The sequence below is a fragment of the Burkholderia sp. BCC1977 genome, assembly GCF_905339595.1.
Taxonomy (GTDB): domain Bacteria; phylum Pseudomonadota; class Gammaproteobacteria; order Burkholderiales; family Burkholderiaceae; genus Burkholderia.
The window spans coordinates 57263-74997 of sequence record NZ_CAJPGQ010000033.1; the positions used below are offsets into that span (position 1 = coordinate 57263).

Sequence of the window (17735 nt, forward strand, 5' to 3'; positions counted from 1 at the left end):
TCAGGGCGCAACGAAATGTCGATGTGGATCGATGCCCGGGCCCCGCGCGCTCGGCGCGCGGTGCGGCCGGTCATGCCGCCGCTCGGGAACCGAGCTGCTTCGTCAGGAAAATGCGCGTATGCCCGGCCGGATAATCCGGCAGTTCGCCGAAACGGACGTACCCGCGCTTCTCGTAGAACGGCCGCGCCTGAAAGTCGAACGTGTCGAGCCACGCGCTGTGACAACCGCGCGCGACGGCTTCCGCCTCGGCGAGATCCATGATGCGCGAGCCGGCCCCCTGGCCGCGCGCCGCCTCGGGCACGACGAGCAGGTCGACATGCAGCCAGCCGAACGCCGTGCTGCCCCACAGGCCGCCCACGACCGCGCCGTCGGCGTCGGTCACGCGCACGGCCAGCGGCCGGAAGTCGGTCGGGCCGGCCTGGCTTTCGTTGAACCGGACGAGCGGCGCCGCGATCTGCTTGCGGACGTTCGCGTCGCCGGCGTCGGTCACGTCGTAGGTGAACGTCATCGGTTACGTCGGATCAAGGAGAAAACGGGAACGGAAGCCAGTCGAAACCGCGCGTGCGGCTACATGACATACGCGCCCTTCGCATGCAGTTCCGCTTCCGCGCGCTCGAGCGCCGCGATCGCATCGCTGCCTTCGAGCGCCAGCAACTGCGCGACCAGCGCCTCGGCCATCGCATGCGCGGCGACCAGCGACGGAAAGAACGACGGGCTGTCGTGCGTGAAGATCAGCTGCGCGTCCGCATGCAGCGCAATCGGCGACACCGCGCTGTCGGTGATCGCGACGATCCTGCTACCCTGCGCCTTCGCGGCCTGCGCGACGCGCTTCGCTTCCGCGGAATACGGCGCGAAACTGACGACCACGGTCACGCTCTGCTTCGCGATCGTGCGCAACTCCATCTCGAGCGAGCCGGCGACACCGTTGAGTAACGACACGGTCGGCCGGAACAGCCGGTAGCCGTACACGAACCCGAACGCGACCGGATAGCACGACCGGAACCCCGCGACATGCACGTGCGATGCCTTGCGGATCAGCTTCGCGGCGTCCGCGAGCGCGTGCTCGTTCTGTGCGGCGGTGGCGGCGAGATTGTGCTGCTGTGCGGCAAGCAGGTCGTGCGCGAGCGACGCCTTCGCGTCGGGCCGCACGAGCGAACGCGCACGCTGCGTGAGCGGCTCGGGGCGCGTGCGCACGCGCGCGACGCACAGGTCGCGCAGCTCGTTCCAGCCGGGAAAACCGAATTGCTGCGCGAGCCGCACGAGCGACGCGGGTTGAACCTGCGCGCGCTGCGCGACCTTGCGCATCGACGAGGTGGCCACCTCGTCGGGATGATCGAGCAGAAATGCAGCGCCCGCCTGGAATTGCGGGCTCAGTTCGGAAAATTGCGCCCGGATCCGGGACGCGAGTTCATCGAAATTGGCAGCCATCTTGGTGAGAACGGGAACCGGTCGTCCATGGTATCACCGGCCCCGTCCGCACCGGTCAGCGCAGCACTTCGACGTGATCGGCGTCGACCTTCACGCGGCCCGACCATTTGCGCTCGAACTCGCCGGTCACCTTCACTTCGTTCTTGTCGCTGACGGGCTGGCCGGCCGCCCACAGCTTGTGGTCGATCTCGACGCGGATCGTGCCCGTCGCATCGGCGAACTCGTAATCCTCGCCGCCGACGTGCTTGACGATGCGCCCCTGCAACTGCACGTGCTGGTCGTCCTTGCCGTTCGCGAGGAGCTCCTTCACGGTGGACGTCGTGAGCGCGGACGGCCCCGTGTATTGCGCGTAGACGGCGGCAGGCAGCAGCGCGAGCGCGACCGTCAGGATTCTGGCCAGGTGTTTCATGATTGCGTTCCTCTTCTTCGATGGGGTGCCGCGCCTCGTTGAACGCGACGGCCCCAGATTACGGACCGTAAGATTAAGCAAACCTGAAGGCGCGCCAAAGCGACACGACGCCGCATTGGACAAGTACGAAAGCGCGGCCAGCCGCCGGTCTTTAAGCTCGGCCTAAGACACCTGCGCTTATCATGGGAACCCCCGGGCGCTCGCGTCCGCCAACAGACACGAATCCATGCGCGTACTGCTCGTCGAGGACGATCCGCTGATCGGCAGCGGGCTCGAACAGGGCCTCAAACAGGAAGGCTTCGCGGTCGACTGGGTAAAGGACGGCGACGCCGCGGCGCTCGCGCTGCGCTCGACCGGCTACGGCCTGCTGCTGCTCGATCTCGGGCTGCCGAACCGCGACGGCCTGTCGGTGCTCGCGTCGCTGCGCCGCCGCGACGAAACCCTGCCCGCGATCATCATCACCGCGCGCGACGGCGTGCCGGACCGCATCGCCGGCCTCGACAGCGGCGCCGACGACTACCTCGTCAAGCCGTTCGTGCTCGAGGAACTGCTCGCCCGCATTCGCGCGGTCAACCGCCGCCACGCGGGGCGCGCGCAAACCACGCTCGCGATCGGCCCGCTGCGGCTCGATCCGGTCAAGCACCTGGTCTGGCTCAACGACGACGAAGTCACGCTGTCGCCGAAGGAGTTCGTGCTGCTGCACGAACTGATGCGCGACCCCGGCGCGGTGATCTCGCGCGAACAGTTCGAGGAACGGCTGTACAGCTGGGGCGAGGAAATCGAGAGCAACGCGGTGCAGGTGCACATCCACAACCTGCGCAAGAAGCTCGGTCACGACATGATCCGCACGGTGCGCGGCGTCGGCTATCGGATCGGTGACGGCGCATGACCCGCCTGCAACACGCGATCGCGCGCTGGCGCAGCGCGTCGCTGCGGCGGCGCCTGCTGATGTGGCTGCTGCCCGCCGCGTGCGTGATCGGGCTGGTCGCGAGCGCGGGCACCTACTGGGGCGCGCTGCGCGAGCTCGACGATCTTCTCGACGACCAGATGCGCAGCATGTCGAAGCAGATCGCCGTCGGCCCGAACGGCGAGCTGTCGTTCCGCAACCACGACGACGGCAAGCACGGCTTCGAGGCCAGCGATCCCGACGCCGTGCTGCTGCAGGTCTGGCGCAACGGCACGCTGGTGTATTCCACCGATCGCGAATCGCCGCTGCCGCCGCCGACCCGGACCGGCATCGCGAGCGTCGACGTCGGCGGCCAGCCGTGGCGCACCTACGTGACCGAACGCGGCGGCACGACGATCCGGCTCGCGCAGGCGCGCCATGCGCGCTGGGAAGCGATCGCGGGCATCGCGGTGCACCTGCTGTGGCCGGTGTTCTCGATGCTGCCGGTGCTCGCGATCGGCCTGTGGTTCGGGATCGGCGCGGGGCTGCGGCCGCTGCGCACGATCGCATCCGGCCTGAAGCGCAGGAATGCGAACAATCTCGAGCCGGTCGACGTCGCGTCGATGCCGAACGAGGTCCGCCCGCTCGCCGAAGCGATCAACGACCTGCTCGCGCGGCTCGACCGTTCGTTCACGCTGCAGCGGCACTTCATCGCCGATGCCGCGCACGAGTTGCGCACGCCGATCATGGGGCTGTCGATCCAGTCGCAATTGCTGCGGCGCGCGTCGACGGCCGACGAACGCGAGCAGATCCTCGCGCAGATCCATGCGGGTACGACCCGCCTCGGCCACCTCGCCGAACAGCTGCTGACGCTCGCGCGCCTCGAACCCGATGCGCAGGCGTCCGCGTCGGCCGCCGCGCCCGTCGATCTCGCCGTGCTGTGCCGCTCGGTGGTCGCCGACCGCACGCGCGTCGCGGATGCGCACCGCATCGACCTCGGCGCGATCGTGTCGTCGCCGGTGATGGCCGCCGGCAACATGGACACGCTGCGCGTGCTGCTGAACAACCTCGTCGACAACGCGATCCGCTACGCGGGCGACGGCGCGCGCGTCGACGTGTCCGCGCGCCTCGACGGCGCGACGCCCGTGCTCGAAGTCGCCGACGACGGCCCCGGCATTCCGGAAGCCGAGCGCACGGACGTATGGGAACGCTTCTATCGCGGCGAAGGCGCGCAGGCGGTCACGTCGTCGGGCAGCGGGCTCGGGCTGTCGATCGTCAAACGGATCGCCGAACAGCACCGCGCAACCGTCGCGCTCGGCACGACGCAAGGCGGGCGCGGGCTGACCGTGACGGTGCGCTTTCCCGTGCCGGCCTGATGCGCCCCCGATGAGCGGCTTTTCCACAGATTGTGTTGGCAAGCTTGTGGACAACCGGCCGCTAACGGCAGCAAGCCATTGATCCGAAAGGGTTTGGCCGTCGTGCGCAGCGAATGCGCCAGCCCGCGCCGGACACGCGCACCGCTCGACGCGATATCGCGTACCGATCCTTCCCCCGTCGCGAGCCGGCGCGACCCGCCGGCCTCGGCGAGATGCGATCCAACTTGACAACTGGTTGTCCATTACGCAAAGTAGTTGTCAATTCCTAGCGTATCTCGACCATTCTCGACCATGACGAAACCCGCCAAGTTGACCGCCGTCGCGCTGTCCGTGTTCCGGCTGAACGGCCTGCTGATCGAATGGGGCAATACCTTCGCCGCGCCGCACGGCCTGACCAGCGCGCGCTGGCAAGTGCTGGGCGCCATCTCGATGGCGCCGGAAGCCCCGAACATCCCGCAGATCGCCGACGCCATGGGCATCACACGGCAGGCCGTCCTGAAACAGATCAACGTGCTCGTGGAAGAAGGACTGGTGCAGCCGCTGCCGAACCCGACGCACAAGCGCTCGCCGTTGTACGCGCTGACCCCGCGCGGGGTTGCCGCATACGAGGCGGTGGTCGAGCAATGGCAGCAGCATGTCCGCGACATCGCCGGCCAATTCAGTTCGGCCGATCTGGATGCGGCGCTTCGCGTGCTGTCGACGATGTCCGGCGCGCATGCGCCGAACGGGCACGCGTGATCGCACCATCAACCCATGACCGACAGGAGTACCCCATGCCTCATTTCAAACCGATGGACCCGGCCTTTCCGATCCAGCAACAGCTCGGCATCGACGCGCAACCCGTCGTCCTCGTCAACGTCTTCACGCTGGATCCGGCGGACGAAGCGGATTTCCTGGCCGTGTGGCAGGACGACGCCGAGTTCATGAAGCGGCAGCCGGGATTCATTTCGACGCAGCTTCATCGCGCGCTCGGCGCCAGCCCGACTTACTTCAACTATGCGATCTGGGAATCGACCGACGCGTTTCGTGCGGCCTTCACACATCCGGCGTTCGTCGCGAAACTGTCGGCCTATCCGTCGTCCGCCGTCGCGAGCCCGCACTTGTTCCAGAAAGTCGCCGTGGCGGGCGTGTGTACCGCGTGAGCCGACGCACGTACCGGCGCGACGCACGGTTTGCACGATGTGCCGCGCCGCGCGATCGCCACGCGGAGTTCTCCACAGAAAATGTTGGCAAGCTTGTGGATATCCTGCGCACCGCAACGCTAAGCCCTTGATCCGACGGACTTTGGCACGCGTGATGCAGACGCGGCGCGCGCCGCGCCGTCGCACGCGCCGGTTCGCCGCACTTCGCATCACGATGCCACGTCGATGCCCCGGTGGTGTGCAACGCGATCGTCGCACCACTTGCCCACAGATTTTGTTGGCAAGCTTGTGGATATCCTGCGCACCGCAACGCTAACCCGTTGATCGGCCAGTGATTCATGCGCCACGTCACCGTTGCGGCAGCACGCGGTGCGCCCTCGCGCGCAGGCGGACGATCCGGCGCGACAGCCACACCCTGCCCGCACCTTGACGCCCGCACACGCAGCGCGTCACGATCACACGAGCCGCGCGCGGCCGCGCATGACGAGGATGCGCGCAGCGGCACCACGGGCCGGCCGTTCCGCCCGCATCGGACAACGACACATCCATTCCGAGGAAGACCATGGAACACTTCACCGCAGGGCAGTTGATCGTCTCGCTCGTGCTCGTCGCGATCGTCGTCTATCCGTATGTCCGCATCGTCAGGCGTACCGGACATTCGGGCTGGTGGATCCTGACGATGTTCGTCCCGGTCCTGAACTTCATCATGCTTTGGGTGTTCGCGTTCGCGCGCTGGCCCGCGGTCGACGATCGGCGCGGCTGATCATCGAGCAGGCTTGTCCACAGATTGTGTTGGCAAGCATGTGGATAGCCTGCGCATACCGCGATCAAGCGCTTGATCCGAAAGACTTTGTCCGCGCTGCTTCGAATGCGGCACGCGGCAGGCGGCGCACGACCGGCGACCGGCAAAATGCCGTTCGCGCTTCGTCATCGACACGACGAACCGCATGTCGCGCGCGCCGCGCCGCTTGTCCACAGATTGTGTTGGCAAGCGTGTGGATAGCCTGCGCATACCACGCACAAGCGCTTGATCCGAAAGACTTTGTCCGCGCCGCTTCGAACCGTGCACGCAGGCCTGCGGCACGCCGGCGCCGCGCTCGCTTCGCGATGAACGCGACCGCTCGCGGGCTTGTCCACAATTTTTGTTGGCAAGCATGTGGATATCCTGAGCATGCGTGACCTAAGTCGTTGATCGCACAACGTTTCGACATGCCGGTCACGACTGCGGCACGGCCTGCATCGATCGACACATCGCTTCATCCGTCCATCGATCAACGCAGGCCGCGCCGCCCGCTCACGCGAACGTCGCGACCGCGATGCGCGCGGCGGCCGCGATCACGTCGTCCTTCGCCTTCGCATCGGCACGCGCCTGCGTGTAGTAGACGACCAGCACGATCGGCGCGCGCGACGGCGGCCAGATCACGCCCGCGTCGTTCGTCGTCCCGTAGTCGCCGGTGCCGGTCTTGTCGGCCACCTGCCACCCGGCCGGCACGCCCGCGCGAATCCGCTGGTCGCCGACCTTGTTGCCGCGCAGCCACGCGATGAGCTGCGCACGCTGCACGGGCGGCAGCGCGTCGCCGAGCGTGAGCACGTGCATGCTCGCGGCCATCGCGGCCGGCGTCGTCGTGTCGCGCAGGTCGCCCGGCAGCGCGGTGTTCAGTTCGGTCTCCCAGCGATCGAGCCGGAACGTGTCGTCGCCGATCGACCGCGCATACGCGGTCACCGCCGCCGGCCCGCCGATCAGCTTCATCGCCAGGTTCGCGGCCGAGTTGTCGCTGTACTGGATCGCCGCCTCGCACAGCTCGGCCACGGTCATCCCGGTGCCGACATGCTTGGCCGACACCGGCGAGTAGTTCACGAGATCCGACTGCCCATACGTCACGCGCTGCTGCAGCAGCCCCGGACGCTCGATGCTCTGCGCGAGCACCGCCGCACTCAGCATCGCCTTGAACGTGCTGCAGAACGGGAAGCGCTCGTCCGCGCGATGCTGCGCGCGCCGGCCGCTCGCGGCGTCGATCGCGCACACGCCGAGACGGCCGCCCGCCGCGCGCTCGAGCGCGGCAAACGACGTCGCGGACGACACGTCCTGCCCCGCGGCCGGCGGCGACGCGCACGCGGTGACGGTCAGGACGAGCGGCGCCGTCGCGGCGGCCAGCAACAGGGTTCGACGTTGCGATGAGTAGGTCATGTCGGGTCTCTCGTGGTGGAATGGATGCGGAACGGCCGGCCGGCGAGACAGCACTATCGTGACTTTACGGTTGCCTGACAAGCAACGATAATTGAGCGCTGACACAAGAAATTCTTATGACCAAGCTCCGCCCTCATCTTCCGCTGAATGCATTGCGCGCGTTCGAATCGTCGGCGCGCCACCTGAACTTCACGCGCGCCGGCCTCGAGCTGAGCGTGACCCAGGCGGCCGTGAGCCAGCAGGTGCGCTCGCTCGAGGAACGGCTCGGCTGCGCGCTGTTCACCCGGCTGCCGCGCGGCCTCGGGCTCACCGACGAAGGACGCGCGCTGCTGCCGGTGCTCAGCGACGCATTCAGCCGGATCGAAACCGTGCTCAAGCAGTTCGAGGGCGGGCGCTTCCGCGAGGTGCTGACGCTCGGCGCGGTCGGCACCTTTGCCCTAGGCTGGCTAATGCCACGACTGAAGCGCTTCGGCGACACGCACCCGTTCGTCGAGCTGCGGCTGCGGACCAACAACAACGTCGTCGATCTCGCGGCCGAGGGCCTCGATTTCGCGATCCGCTTCGGGGAAGGCAACTGGCCGGCGACGCGCAACGAGCGGCTGCTCGACGCCCCGCTCACCGCGCTGTGCGCGCCGGAGATCGCGCGGCGCCTCGCACGGCCGGCCGATCTCGCGAACGAAACGCTGCTGCGCTCGTACCGCACCGACGAATGGCTCGGCTGGTTCGACGCCGCGCAACTCGAACCGTGGGCGGTAAACGGGCCCGTGTTCGATTCGTCGCGGCTGATGGTCGAGGCCGCGATGCAGGGCGCCGGCATCGCGCTCGCGCCGGCCTGCATGTTCGCGCGCGAACTGCAGCTCGGCCAGCTCGCGCGACCGCTCGACATCGACGTCCGCGCGGGCGGCTACTGGCTCACGTCGCTGAAGTCGAAGCCGCTCACGCCGGCGATGACGCTGTTTCGCGACTGGATCGTTGCGGAGGCGGCCGACGCGGCGCCGGTCGAATGATGGCGCCCTGCTTGTCCACAGATTGTGTTGGCAAGGATGTGGATATCCTGGGTACCCGGGGCCTAACCCGTTGATCGCGCACGAATTACCGCGCCGACACACGTAGCGGGCAGCCCGTGTGCAAAGGCTTCGACGCACCGGCCGCCACGCGCCGGATCGTCAACCATCAGGAAGCAATCACGTCAGACTTATCCACAGAATATGTTGGCAAGCCTGTGGATATTCCACCAATGTGACGCGTAACATCCTGATACAAAAGGGGATTCAGTAGATCGGGCCAGACAGGTCAATGACGCGGCATCGTTGGCAGCCTCACGGCATGCTCGACACGGCCGGTTCGGGGGCCGGCCGGTTCTCCACAGATTATGTTGGCAAGCTTGTGGATATCCTGCGCACCGGCCCGCTAACTCATTGAGCGCACGGGGTTTTGTGCGCGCCGCGCAGGATTGGGCAGCGCCGGCGCGGGCCGTGCGGCCGACGCCGGCGCCACCGGTTCATCAATGCCGGTCGAGCCCGCCGCGCAATTCGCTCGCCTTGTCGCGCAGCGCCTCGTACCCGGAGCGCGCATGTTCGGGCAGGTCGGGATCGCCGATCAGCGCGCCGAGCGTTTCGATCAGGCTGAACAGAATGCCCTTCGCCGCGCCAGCCGCGATGCTCTGCGACTCGATCGACTTGTGCAGGTGGTCGACCGCCGCTTCCAGATTCTCGAGCTTCTGCTCGCCGTCGTCGGGCCGATTGTCGGTCGTCATCGTAGGTGCCTCCGCCATCGTTCAAGGGTCATGTCACGATTCTATGCCGCTGCGCGCCGACGTGGCGCGACATCGCGCAACGTCCGTGCAGCTTGCATGCACTACAGTACCGCGACCACCTTCACCCGCCCCGGCTGCGCCGCCGACGCGACCACCTGGCCGTCGACGCGCCGGAACGTCAGCGATACCGTTTCGTCGCCGACGCGCAGATCGTCGATGCGCAGCCAGTCGACGCCTTCGGGCAACGCCGGTCGCTCGACCCGCACCTCGTGGCGCGCCGCATCGACACTCACGCCAAGACACGCCTGCAGCATCATGAACGGCGCACCGGCCGCCCATGCCTGCGGCAGGCACGCGACGGGATAGGCGGTCGGCGGTTCGCCGCGCCGGCGCGGGAACCCGCAGAACAGCTCCGGCAGCCGCATCTCGAAGCTGACCGCGGCTTCGAACAGCGCGCGCAGCAGGTTCACCGCGGCCGTCTTGTCGCCGTAGCGCGCGAGCCCGCGGGCGATCAGCGCATTGTCGTGCGGCCACACCGAACCGTTGTGATAGGCCATCGGGTTGAAGCGCGGCTGGCCGGCCGCGAGCGTGCGGACACCCCAGCCCGTCTGGAACAGCGTCGAGCCGAGCACGTCGGCGACCGCAGCGCCGCGCTCGGCGTCGGGCAGGCCGAACGCGAGCAGATGGCCCGCGTTCGATGCCAGCACGCGGCACAGGTCGCCGTGACCGTCGAGCGCGATTCCGTAGAACTGGCCTTCCGGCATCCAGAACAGCGCTTCGACCTGGTCGCGCAGCGTCTTCGCGCGCAATGCATAGCGCGTCGCATCGGCCGCGTGGCCGCGCCGGTGCGAGCACATCGACATCGCATCGAGCGCCGCGCACGCATACGCCTGCACTTCGACGAGCGCAATCGGCCCGTCGGGGAAACGCCCGTCCGCGTGGAACACCGAATCGTGGCTGTCCTTCCAGCCCTGGTTCGCGAGACCGCGCTCCGACGTGCGCTGGTAATCGAGCAGCCCGTACGGATTGCGATCGCACTTGTCGATCACCCACTGCGCGGCGCGCTCGAGCGCGGGCCACAGCTCGTCGATCAACGCGTCGTCGCCGGTGTGTTCGACGTACGCGCCCGCGAGCACGATGAACAGCGGAGTCGTGTCGACGCCGCCGTAATACAGCGCGAACGGCACCTCGCCCGTCGCGGCCATCTCGCTGCGGCGGAACTCGTGCATGATCTTGCCGGGCTCCGCATCGCGGAACGCCGACGTCTCGCGCGCCTGGTGCTCCGCGAGAAAGCGCAGCACGCCGCGCGCGAGCGACGGCTGCAGCCACAGCATCTGCAGCGACGTGATCACCGCGTCGCGGCCGAACGGCGTCGAGAACCACGGAATGCCCGCATACGGATACGGCCCGGTGTCGAGCTGCGTCGTGAGCAGCCCGAGATCCGCGAGCGACCGGTCGAGCCATGCGTCGAACAGCGGATTGCCGGTGTTCACACGCGCCATCGACTCGCGTCGCGAACGCATCTCGCGATGCACGCCGACGAGCGCGGTGCGCAGCGCGACGCGCCCGCACCCCGGGCCCTCACCGCCATGCGCCGGGCCGAGCCGCGCGTCGACGGTCAGGTAGATCGACACGCACGCCTGCGCGGCGATCGTCAGCGTGTAATCGGCACGATCGACCGACAGCGCGTCGGGCGCCGGCGAGAAATGCACGGTCACGTTGCGCTCGACCTTGTCGAGGCCGTCATAGCGCAGCCGCACCGCCCCGGCGTCGACGCGCGGCGCAACCACCGTGCCGCGCTTCGGGCGCTGCGTGCCGCGCACTTCGAACATGTCCTTGAAATCCGCCGCGAACGACAGCGACAGCGGCACCTCGGCCTCGCTCGCGCCGTAGTTCGTCAGCGTCAGCGCTTCGTACAGCACGTCGCCCGCGAGCACGCGCATCCGTTCGATGTGAATCACGCCCTCGGGCGTCTCGTGGCCGCCGAGCGGCGGCAGCGGGCGGTTCGTCAGGTGCGCGGTGAACGACGCGTTGTCCGCGCTCGTCGCGCCCGACAGCAGCGACGGCGCGCGGCCGCCGAAGGTCAGGCGCCAGGTCGACAGCACGCGCATGTCGTCGACGAACAGGCCGTCGTCACGGCCGCCGACGTCGCCGAGCGCGTCGCTGACGACGAACGCGTCGCCGGATTTCAATACGTACTGGTTGTTGCGCGCGAGCGCCTGCGGATCGGCTTCGGGCGCGATGAACGCGGGGCCCGACGCCCGGGTCGGGGGAACCGGCGCGGCTTGCGGCGCCTGCGTCGTGGTGGCTTCGGCGTGATTCGGCATCGATGCTCCTGTGTCGAGGCGCAACGCGCGGTGCGCGTCGCGTGTTTCGCACAGGATAGGCCAGAACGAGGGGCGAGCGCAGCGATGCGGAGCGATGCGACGGATCGATCGTCGCATCGCGCCGCACGCGCGGGCTCACGCGGGGCGGGCGCCGGTCAGAACTTCCACAGGATGTTGCCGAGCACCGCGTTGTCGCGCACGCCGCTGCCGTACTGGCCGCTGAACGTGAGACCGAGCGTCAGGCGCTTCGTGATGGCCGCATCGATACCCGCTTCGAGCACCGCGCTGTCGCGAGCAATCGGCACGCCCGACACCTGGAACGACGTGCCGCCGTTCGCGAACGTGAACGCCGACGACGGCCGCACGTTGCCGAACGCATGCCGCCAGCCGACCGTCCCGCGCGCGGTGAAGGTGCCGCTCGCGATCGTGCCGAGTTGCGAGGCCGCGCGCAGGCCGAGCGTCGAGAAGCCGACGTGGGTCGTCTGGCCGCCGGCCTGCAGCGCGGCCGCGCCGCCGGTTTCCGTATAGCCGTCGGTATGCAGGTTCACGTAGGCAAGGCCCGCGAACGGTTCGAGCGCGACCGGCCCGACCGGCAGCGCATAGCCGACTTCGCCGAACACCTGCTCGGAATGCGCGTTGTAGCCGGCCGAATCGTGATCGGAGAAACCCGCGAAGCCCGGATTGCGATCGCTGTTGATCCGGTACCACGTGTACGACGCGCCGCCGCGCACGCCGAGCGCACCGTACTGCGCGCCGCCGTACAGCGACAGGTAGTAGCTGTTGACCGACGCCGACGCGCTCTGGTCGTTGTCGAGCGAGCTGTGCGTGACGCCCGCGGCAAGGCCGGCGCGCCACTGGTCGTTGAGCGCCATGTCGGCACCGGCGATGAAGCCCGTCATGCTGCGGTTGATCGTCGACGCGTTGCCGTCGCCCGCGAGCCGGCTGCGGCCGCCGAACGCCTGCCCCCAGACCACCGGCTGATACGGCGTGCCGCCATGGCAGCCCTCACGCGAACCGGTCTGGCCGCTCGCGCCGGCCGTGTTGTCGCCGCACAGCGCGGCACCGCCCGACGACAGCGCCGCGAGCGGCCCCGATCCGGGCGCGAGGCCCTGGCGCACGCGATCGGTCACGGCATCGCGCACGTAGCGGCTGTCGATCAGCAGCATGCTCTTCAGGCTCGCCTGCAGTTCGCCGTCGAGCATCCGGTAGGCCTGGCGCGCGGTGGCCGCATCGGTCGTCAGCACCGTGTCGTACAGCGGGTTGCCCGCGCCGAGCGCGCCGATCGCGGTCGCGACCGCGCGCTGGTTCGGCGTCGCCGCGACATCGGGGAGCGCCGTGCCGTTCGCGACGAGCTGCAGGTACACGTGGTTCGGATCGTAGCTGAGCGTCGGCATCAGGAACGCGTAGTTCGAATTCACCTGGCTGAAGGTGCCCTGCACGCCCGACGATGCGCTGAGGATCGTGTACTTCGTGGTCGGCTGGTAGCTGGCCTGGTTCGCGAGCACCTGCACGGTGCCGCCGTTCAGCGTGGCCGTGCCGCCCGCCGCGACGCTGCCGTTCTGCTGCGGCGTCACCGCGACCTGCAGCGTCGAGCCCGGCTGGAACGTGACGTCGCCGGTCACGTTCAGCGCCGCGCCCGGCTGCGACGCGGCCGCGAACGCGCCGCCCTGCACGACGAGGCCGCCGACCGTGCCGGTGCCCGTCAGCGTCGCGCCGTTCTGGACGGTCACGGTCGACTGGCCGAGCGAGCCGTCGACGGCGAGCGTGCCCGCGGCGACGGTGGTCGGGCCGCTCAGCGTGTTGGTGCCGGTCAGCGTGAGTTGTCCGCTGCCGGCCTGGGTCAGCGAACCGGTGCCGGACAGCACGCTCGCGAGCGTCACGTTCGCGGACTGGTTGAAGATCAGTGCGCCGTTGTCGACGACGTTGCCGACCACGCTGCCCGACGTGCCGCCGTTGCCGAGCTGCAGCGTGCCGCCCGCTGCGATCGTCGTGCCGCCCGTGTACGTGTTCGCCCCCGTCAGCGTCTGAATGCCGGTGCCCGCGACCGTCAGGCCGCCGGTGCCGCCGATGACGCCGCCGAACGCGCCGCTGGCGGTTCCGCCCAGCGTCAGCGCGTTGGCGCCGAGGCTCACGTTGCTGCCGGCCACGCCCGACAGCGCACCGAGCGCTTGCGCACCCGACGCGCCGCTCAGGTCGAGCGTCGCCCCGGTGCCGGCGAGGTTCACCGTGCCGGTCGATGCGAGGCTGCCGCCCGCGCCGAGCGCCAGCGCGCCGGCGTTGATCGTCGTGCCGCCGGTGTATGTGTTCGTGCCCGTCAGCGTCGTGGTCGCCGCGCCGTCCTTCACGAGCGCGCCGGCACCGGAAATCGCGCCGCTCAACCCGAGCGCATTGCTGCCGCCGAGCGTGAGCGTCGAGCCCGCGCCGAGACCGATTGCATTCGTCACCGACAGGTTCGTGCTCGTATCGAGCATCGCCGCGCCGCCGACGTTCAGCGCGCCGGTGCCCAGTGCCGCGGCGTTGCCGAGCACCAGTCCGCCGCTATTGAGGTTCGTGCCACCCGAATAGGTGCTCGCGCCGTTCAGCGTCTGCGTGCCGGTGCCCGCCAGCGTCAGGCTGCCGGTGCCGCCGATCGCGCCGCTGAACGTGCCGTTGGCCGTCCCGCCCAGCGTCAGCGCGTTCGCGCCGAGGCTCACGTTGCTGCCGGCCACGCCCGACAGCGCACCGAGCGTTTGCGCACCCGACCCGCCGCTCAGGTCGAGCGTCGCGCCGGCACTCGCGAGATTCATCGCGCCGGTCGCCGCCAGGTTGCCGCCCGCGCCGATCGCCAATGTGCCGGCATTGATCGTCGTGCCGCCGGTGTATGTGTTCGCGCCCGTCAGCGTCACGGTCGCCGCGCCGTTCTTCACGAGCGCACCCGTGCCGGAAATCACGCCGCCCAGCCCGAGTGCGTTGCTGCCGCCGAGCGTCAGCGCCGTGCCCGCACCGAGACCGATTGCATTCGTCACCGACAGGTTCGTGTTCGTATCGAGCGTCGCCGCGCCGCCGACGTTCAGCGCGCCGGTGCCCAGTGCCGCGGCGTTGCCGAGCACCAGCCCGCCGCTATTGAGGTTCGTGCCGCCCGAATAGGTGCTCGCGCCGTTCAGCGTCTGCGTGCCGGTGCCCGCCAGCGTCAGGCTGCCGGTGCCGCCGATCGCGCCGCCGAACGTGCCGCTGGCCGTGCCGCCCAGCGTCAGCGCGTTGGCGCCGAGATTCACGTTCGTGCCGGCCACGCCGTTCAGCGCGCCGATCGACTGCGCGCCCGTCGCACTGCCCAGGTCGAGCGTCGCGCCGGCACTCGCGAGATTCATCGCGCCGGTCGCCGCCAGGCTGCCGCCCGCGCCGATCGCCAGCGTGCCGGCATTGATCGTCGTGCCGCCCGTGTACGTGTTCGCGCCCGTCAGCGTCACGGTCGCCGCGCCGTTCTTCACGAGCGCGCCGGCGCCGGAAATCGCGCCGCCCAGCCCGAGCGCGTTGCTGCCGCCGAGCGTGAGCGCCGTGCTCGCGCCGAGATCGATCGCGTTGCCGACCGACAGGTTCGTGTTCGCATCGAGCGTCGCCGCGCCGCCGACGGTCAGCGTGCCGGTGCCGAGCGCCGCGGCGTTGCCGAGCACGAGGGTGCCGGCGTTCAGCGTCGTGCCGCCCGTGAAATTGTTCGCGCCGCTCAGCGTCAGCGCCGCCGCGCCGTTCTTCACCAGCCCGCCGCCGCCGGAGATCGTGCCGCCGAGCCCGAGAGCCGTGCTGCCGCCCAGCGTCAGCGTCGTGCCGGTGGCAACGTTGATGCCGTTCGCGAGCGACACGCCGACCGTCGCATCGAGCGTCGACGAGCCGTTGACGTTCACCGCGCCGGAGCCCAGCGCCGTGGCGCTGCCGACGACGAGGTTGCCGCCGTTCAGGTTCGTGCCGCCGGTGTAGACGTTGGTGCCGGTCAGCGATTGCGTCCCGGTGCCGGACACCGTCACGCTGCCCGCGCCGCCGATCGTGCCTGCGTAGGTCGCATTGATGGTGCCGCCGAGCGTGAGCGAATTGCTGCCGAGGGTCACGTTCGTGCCGGCCGCCCCCGCCAGCGCGCCGATCGTCTGCGCGCCCGACGCGCCGCTCAGGTCGAACGTCGCGCCCGCGCCGGTCAGGTTCACCGTGCCGGTCGCCGCGAGGCTCCCGCCCGCACCCAGCGCGAGCGTGCCGGCATTGATCGTCGTGTCGCCCGTGTAGGTGTTCGCGCCGGTCAGCGTCGTCGTCGCCGCGCCGTTCTTCACGAGGCCGCCGGCGCCCGCGATCGTGCCGGACAGCCCGAGGCTGTTGCTGCCGCCGATCGTCAGCGTCGTGCCGGTCGCGAGATTGATCGTGTTGCCGAGCGTCACGTTCGTGCTCGTGTCGAGCGACGCCGCCGCGTTGACGTTCAGCGCGCCCGCGCCGAGCGCCGTGTTGTTGCCGACCACCAGGCCGCCGCCGTTGAGGTTGGTGCCGCCCGTGTACGTGCTCGCACCCGACAGCGTCAGCGTGCCGCCGTCGTTCTTCGTCAGCGCGCCGCCGCCCGTCACCGTTCCGGACAGCGTGAGCCCGGTCGCGCCCTGCACCGTCAGCCCGCCCGCGCCGAGATCCAGGTTGTTGCCGACATTGAGCCCGGCCGTGCCCGCCTGCAGCGCGCCGCCGGTGGCCGAGACGGTGCCCGTGCCGAGCGACGCGTTGTCGTTGATGATCGCGACGCCGCCCGCGAGCGTCGCGTCCTGCGCGGTCGACGCGCCGTTGATCGTCCAGTTGCCGCTCGTGACGTCGAGGTGATTGAAGTTGATGTAGTTGTTGACCGCGATCGTGCCGTTCGCCGTGGCGCCCTGCTGCAGCACCAGCGTGTTGTTGCCGCCCGCGCCGCCGTCGACGACACCGGTCGCCGCGACGCCGAGCGTGACCGGGCCGACCGTGATGTTGAACGCGCCGCCCGTGCCGCCCGCCGTATTGACCGACGAGCCGGTGACCGCGGTGAACGTGTTCGTGCTGTTCGCCCCCATCGACACGCCACCGTTGATCGTGCCGGAGTTGACGAACGTGTTGCCGAGCCCGGGCGTGCCGTTCGTGCCGAACGACACGCGGCCGGTGATCGTCCCGCTGTTCGTCATGTTGACCTGGGCGCCGCCGTACGCGGCGACCACGGGCGCGTCCGCGCCGAACAGCGTCGCGCCGACCAGCGCGGTGGAGCCGATCGAGCCGGTGTTGCTGATGTTGGAGACGCCGCCCGTGCCGTTCTGGACCGACAGCGCCATGCCCGTCACGCCGCTGATCGCGACACCGGTCGAGCCGTTCATCGTGCCGTTGTTGGTGACGGTCGTGGTGCTCGCCGCCGCATTGCCGACCACCGCGCCGCTCGACAGTACGCCGAGCCCCGAGCCGAGCGCGGAAGGATCAATCGTGCCGTTGTTGGTCAGCGTGACGCCGCTGCCGGTCAGCGACATCGCGTTGCCGCCGATGCCCAGCAGCACGCCGACGCTCGCGCCGGGATTGACGATGGCGGTCAGGTTGTTGGCGCTGTTTGCATAGCTCGGCGCCAGCGGATTCGCGACGCCCGAGCAGGTCACCGTGGCGCCCGCCGTGCTGCAGGTCGCGTACGCGGGAACGATGCCTGCGCCGGACAATGCCAGGAAGACGCCCGTCGGCAGCAGGAATCTCGGAAACGGCTCTCCGCTCTTCTTCGAATGCGCAATGTTCATGCTTCCCCTCGTGATCAGCATGGCCGGCGAATCGATCCGGCGGCGGCGGAAAATCCGGGACGCAAGCGTGCCCTCCGGCGGTCGCGGAACGACGTCGGTTTTTTCGTGGATGAACTGCGGGTTAATCGATTCTCGTTTGCGAATGCAAAACTAACCGGATGACATGATCGTGACCCCTGGTTTTTATGCAGCGACTTTCTGGTTGATTTGATTACCGCCCTGCTTTTTTGTCAGACAAGGCTATATCAAAAAAACATGGTTTTCCAGTCGATGTTTGGTTATCGGAGCAAGATCAATGGGACACGTATTTTTTACTCGTGCGATTGCGCGAAATGACCGGATTCCCAAGGCTCTCCGGTCATTCCACCAAATCCCGGGAAAAGCTACCGGCGCCGCGAGATCCGTGAAAACACCGATATCTCACACCAATCGCCGGCCGGATTTTCGCGGCGCAATATCAATGACGACGGCGGCAGCCGGCGCAA

At 68.9% G+C, this 17735-nt stretch carries 14 protein-coding genes; 6 read left to right on the plus strand and 8 right to left on the minus strand.

Going from position 1 to position 17735, the window contains the following annotated elements:
• Window positions 1-70 precede the first annotated feature (70 nt).
• From U5771_RS24560 to U5771_RS24570, 3 genes are read right to left on the minus strand one after another with little or no spacing between them, the layout of a single operon-like run.
• Window positions 71-508 carry a GNAT family N-acetyltransferase gene (locus tag U5771_RS24560; protein WP_322026354.1) on the minus strand — a complete coding sequence of 146 codons (438 nt, stop codon included), beginning with the start codon at window positions 506-508 and terminating at the stop codon, window positions 71-73.
• 59 nt (window positions 509-567) lie between these two features.
• Complete coding sequence (locus U5771_RS24565) at window positions 568-1428, minus strand: MurR/RpiR family transcriptional regulator (RefSeq protein ID WP_322026355.1); 861 nt, start codon at window positions 1426-1428, stop codon at window positions 568-570.
• 55 nt (window positions 1429-1483) lie between these two features.
• Window positions 1484-1837, minus strand: a complete 354-nt coding sequence (locus U5771_RS24570) for a NirD/YgiW/YdeI family stress tolerance protein (RefSeq protein ID WP_322026356.1) — start codon at window positions 1835-1837, stop codon at window positions 1484-1486.
• A gap of 226 nt (window positions 1838-2063) precedes the next feature.
• Here U5771_RS24570 and U5771_RS24575 point away from each other — a divergent pair, with 226 nt between their 5' ends.
• The 5 genes from U5771_RS24575 to U5771_RS24595 all read left to right on the plus strand — a co-directional run bounded on the left by U5771_RS24575 (window position 2064) and on the right by U5771_RS24595 (window position 6004).
• Entirely contained in the window at window positions 2064-2726 is a 663-nt protein-coding gene (locus tag U5771_RS24575) for a response regulator (RefSeq protein WP_124501311.1), read from the plus strand.
• Window positions 2723-4099, plus strand: a complete 1377-nt coding sequence (locus U5771_RS24580) for an ATP-binding protein (protein ID WP_322026357.1) — start codon at window positions 2723-2725, stop codon at window positions 4097-4099. Before U5771_RS24575 ends, U5771_RS24580 begins: the two co-directional genes overlap by 4 nt.
• A gap of 291 nt (window positions 4100-4390) precedes the next feature.
• A complete protein-coding gene (locus U5771_RS24585; protein WP_322026358.1) occupies window positions 4391-4837 on the plus strand; it encodes a MarR family winged helix-turn-helix transcriptional regulator in 447 nt (148 codons plus the stop codon).
• Window positions 4838-4872: 35 nt separating this feature from the next.
• Window positions 4873-5241, plus strand: a complete 369-nt coding sequence (locus U5771_RS24590) for an antibiotic biosynthesis monooxygenase family protein (RefSeq protein ID WP_322026359.1) — start codon at window positions 4873-4875, stop codon at window positions 5239-5241.
• A 562-nt stretch (window positions 5242-5803) separates the two neighbouring features.
• The gene (locus U5771_RS24595; RefSeq protein ID WP_322026360.1) at window positions 5804-6004 is read left to right on the plus strand and encodes a hypothetical protein; all 201 of its coding nucleotides are present in this window, start codon (window positions 5804-5806) and stop codon (window positions 6002-6004) included.
• Here U5771_RS24595 and U5771_RS24600 read toward each other — a convergent pair whose 3' ends face one another.
• Both U5771_RS24600 and blaPEN-bcc read right to left on the minus strand, forming a co-directional pair.
• Window positions 6005-6397, minus strand: a complete 393-nt coding sequence (locus U5771_RS24600; RefSeq protein WP_322026361.1) for a hypothetical protein — start codon at window positions 6395-6397, stop codon at window positions 6005-6007.
• Between the two features lie 138 nt (window positions 6398-6535).
• Window positions 6536-7429 (minus strand): PEN family class A beta-lactamase, Bcc-type, encoded by an 894-nt coding sequence (blaPEN-bcc, locus tag U5771_RS24605; protein WP_322026362.1) that lies wholly within the window; start codon window positions 7427-7429, stop codon window positions 6536-6538.
• 116 nt (window positions 7430-7545) lie between these two features.
• Here blaPEN-bcc and penR point away from each other — a divergent pair, with 116 nt between their 5' ends.
• Window positions 7546-8436, plus strand: coding sequence for a beta-lactamase transcriptional regulator PenR (penR, locus tag U5771_RS24610; protein WP_322026363.1), 891 nt, complete (start codon window positions 7546-7548; stop codon window positions 8434-8436).
• Between the two features lie 497 nt (window positions 8437-8933).
• Here the strand turns inward: penR and U5771_RS24615 are convergent, their stop codons facing one another.
• The 3 genes from U5771_RS24615 to U5771_RS24625 all read right to left on the minus strand — a co-directional run bounded on the left by U5771_RS24615 (window position 8934) and on the right by U5771_RS24625 (window position 17250).
• Window positions 8934-9185, minus strand: a complete 252-nt coding sequence (locus U5771_RS24615) for a hypothetical protein (RefSeq protein WP_059466930.1) — start codon at window positions 9183-9185, stop codon at window positions 8934-8936.
• A 101-nt stretch (window positions 9186-9286) separates the two neighbouring features.
• A complete protein-coding gene (locus tag U5771_RS24620) occupies window positions 9287-11512 on the minus strand; it encodes an amylo-alpha-1,6-glucosidase (RefSeq protein ID WP_322026364.1) in 2226 nt (741 codons plus the stop codon).
• Between the two features lie 155 nt (window positions 11513-11667).
• Complete coding sequence (locus tag U5771_RS24625) at window positions 11668-17250, minus strand: autotransporter domain-containing protein (RefSeq protein ID WP_322026365.1); 5583 nt, start codon at window positions 17248-17250, stop codon at window positions 11668-11670.
• Window positions 17251-17735: the final 485 nt, after the last annotated feature.

Bases quoted from the DNA above. Each gene is read 5' to 3' on its own strand.
- U5771_RS24570 (WP_322026356.1), bottom strand. From the start codon at position 1,837: ATGAAACACCTGGCCAGAATCCTGACGGTCGCGCTCGCGCTGCTGCCT.
- U5771_RS24590 (WP_322026359.1), top strand. From the start codon at position 4,873: ATGCCTCATTTCAAACCGATGGACCCGGCCTTTCCGATCCAGCAACAG.
- U5771_RS24615 (WP_059466930.1), bottom strand. From the start codon at position 9,185: ATGACGACCGACAATCGGCCCGACGACGGCGAGCAGAAGCTCGAGAAT.
- U5771_RS24595 (WP_322026360.1), top strand. From the start codon at position 5,804: ATGGAACACTTCACCGCAGGGCAGTTGATCGTCTCGCTCGTGCTCGTC.
- U5771_RS24560 (WP_322026354.1), bottom strand. From the start codon at position 508: ATGACGTTCACCTACGACGTGACCGACGCCGGCGACGCGAACGTCCGC.
- U5771_RS24580 (WP_322026357.1), top strand. From the start codon at position 2,723: ATGACCCGCCTGCAACACGCGATCGCGCGCTGGCGCAGCGCGTCGCTG.
- U5771_RS24620 (WP_322026364.1), bottom strand. From the start codon at position 11,512: ATGCCGAATCACGCCGAAGCCACCACGACGCAGGCGCCGCAAGCCGCG.
- blaPEN-bcc (WP_322026362.1), bottom strand. From the start codon at position 7,429: ATGACCTACTCATCGCAACGTCGAACCCTGTTGCTGGCCGCCGCGACG.
- penR (WP_322026363.1), top strand. From the start codon at position 7,546: ATGACCAAGCTCCGCCCTCATCTTCCGCTGAATGCATTGCGCGCGTTC.
- U5771_RS24625 (WP_322026365.1), bottom strand. From the start codon at position 17,250: ATGAACATTGCGCATTCGAAGAAGAGCGGAGAGCCGTTTCCGAGATTC.
- U5771_RS24600 (WP_322026361.1), bottom strand. From the start codon at position 6,397: ATGCTTGCCAACAAAAATTGTGGACAAGCCCGCGAGCGGTCGCGTTCA.
- U5771_RS24565 (WP_322026355.1), bottom strand. From the start codon at position 1,428: ATGGCTGCCAATTTCGATGAACTCGCGTCCCGGATCCGGGCGCAATTT.
- U5771_RS24575 (WP_124501311.1), top strand. From the start codon at position 2,064: ATGCGCGTACTGCTCGTCGAGGACGATCCGCTGATCGGCAGCGGGCTC.
- U5771_RS24585 (WP_322026358.1), top strand. From the start codon at position 4,391: ATGACGAAACCCGCCAAGTTGACCGCCGTCGCGCTGTCCGTGTTCCGG.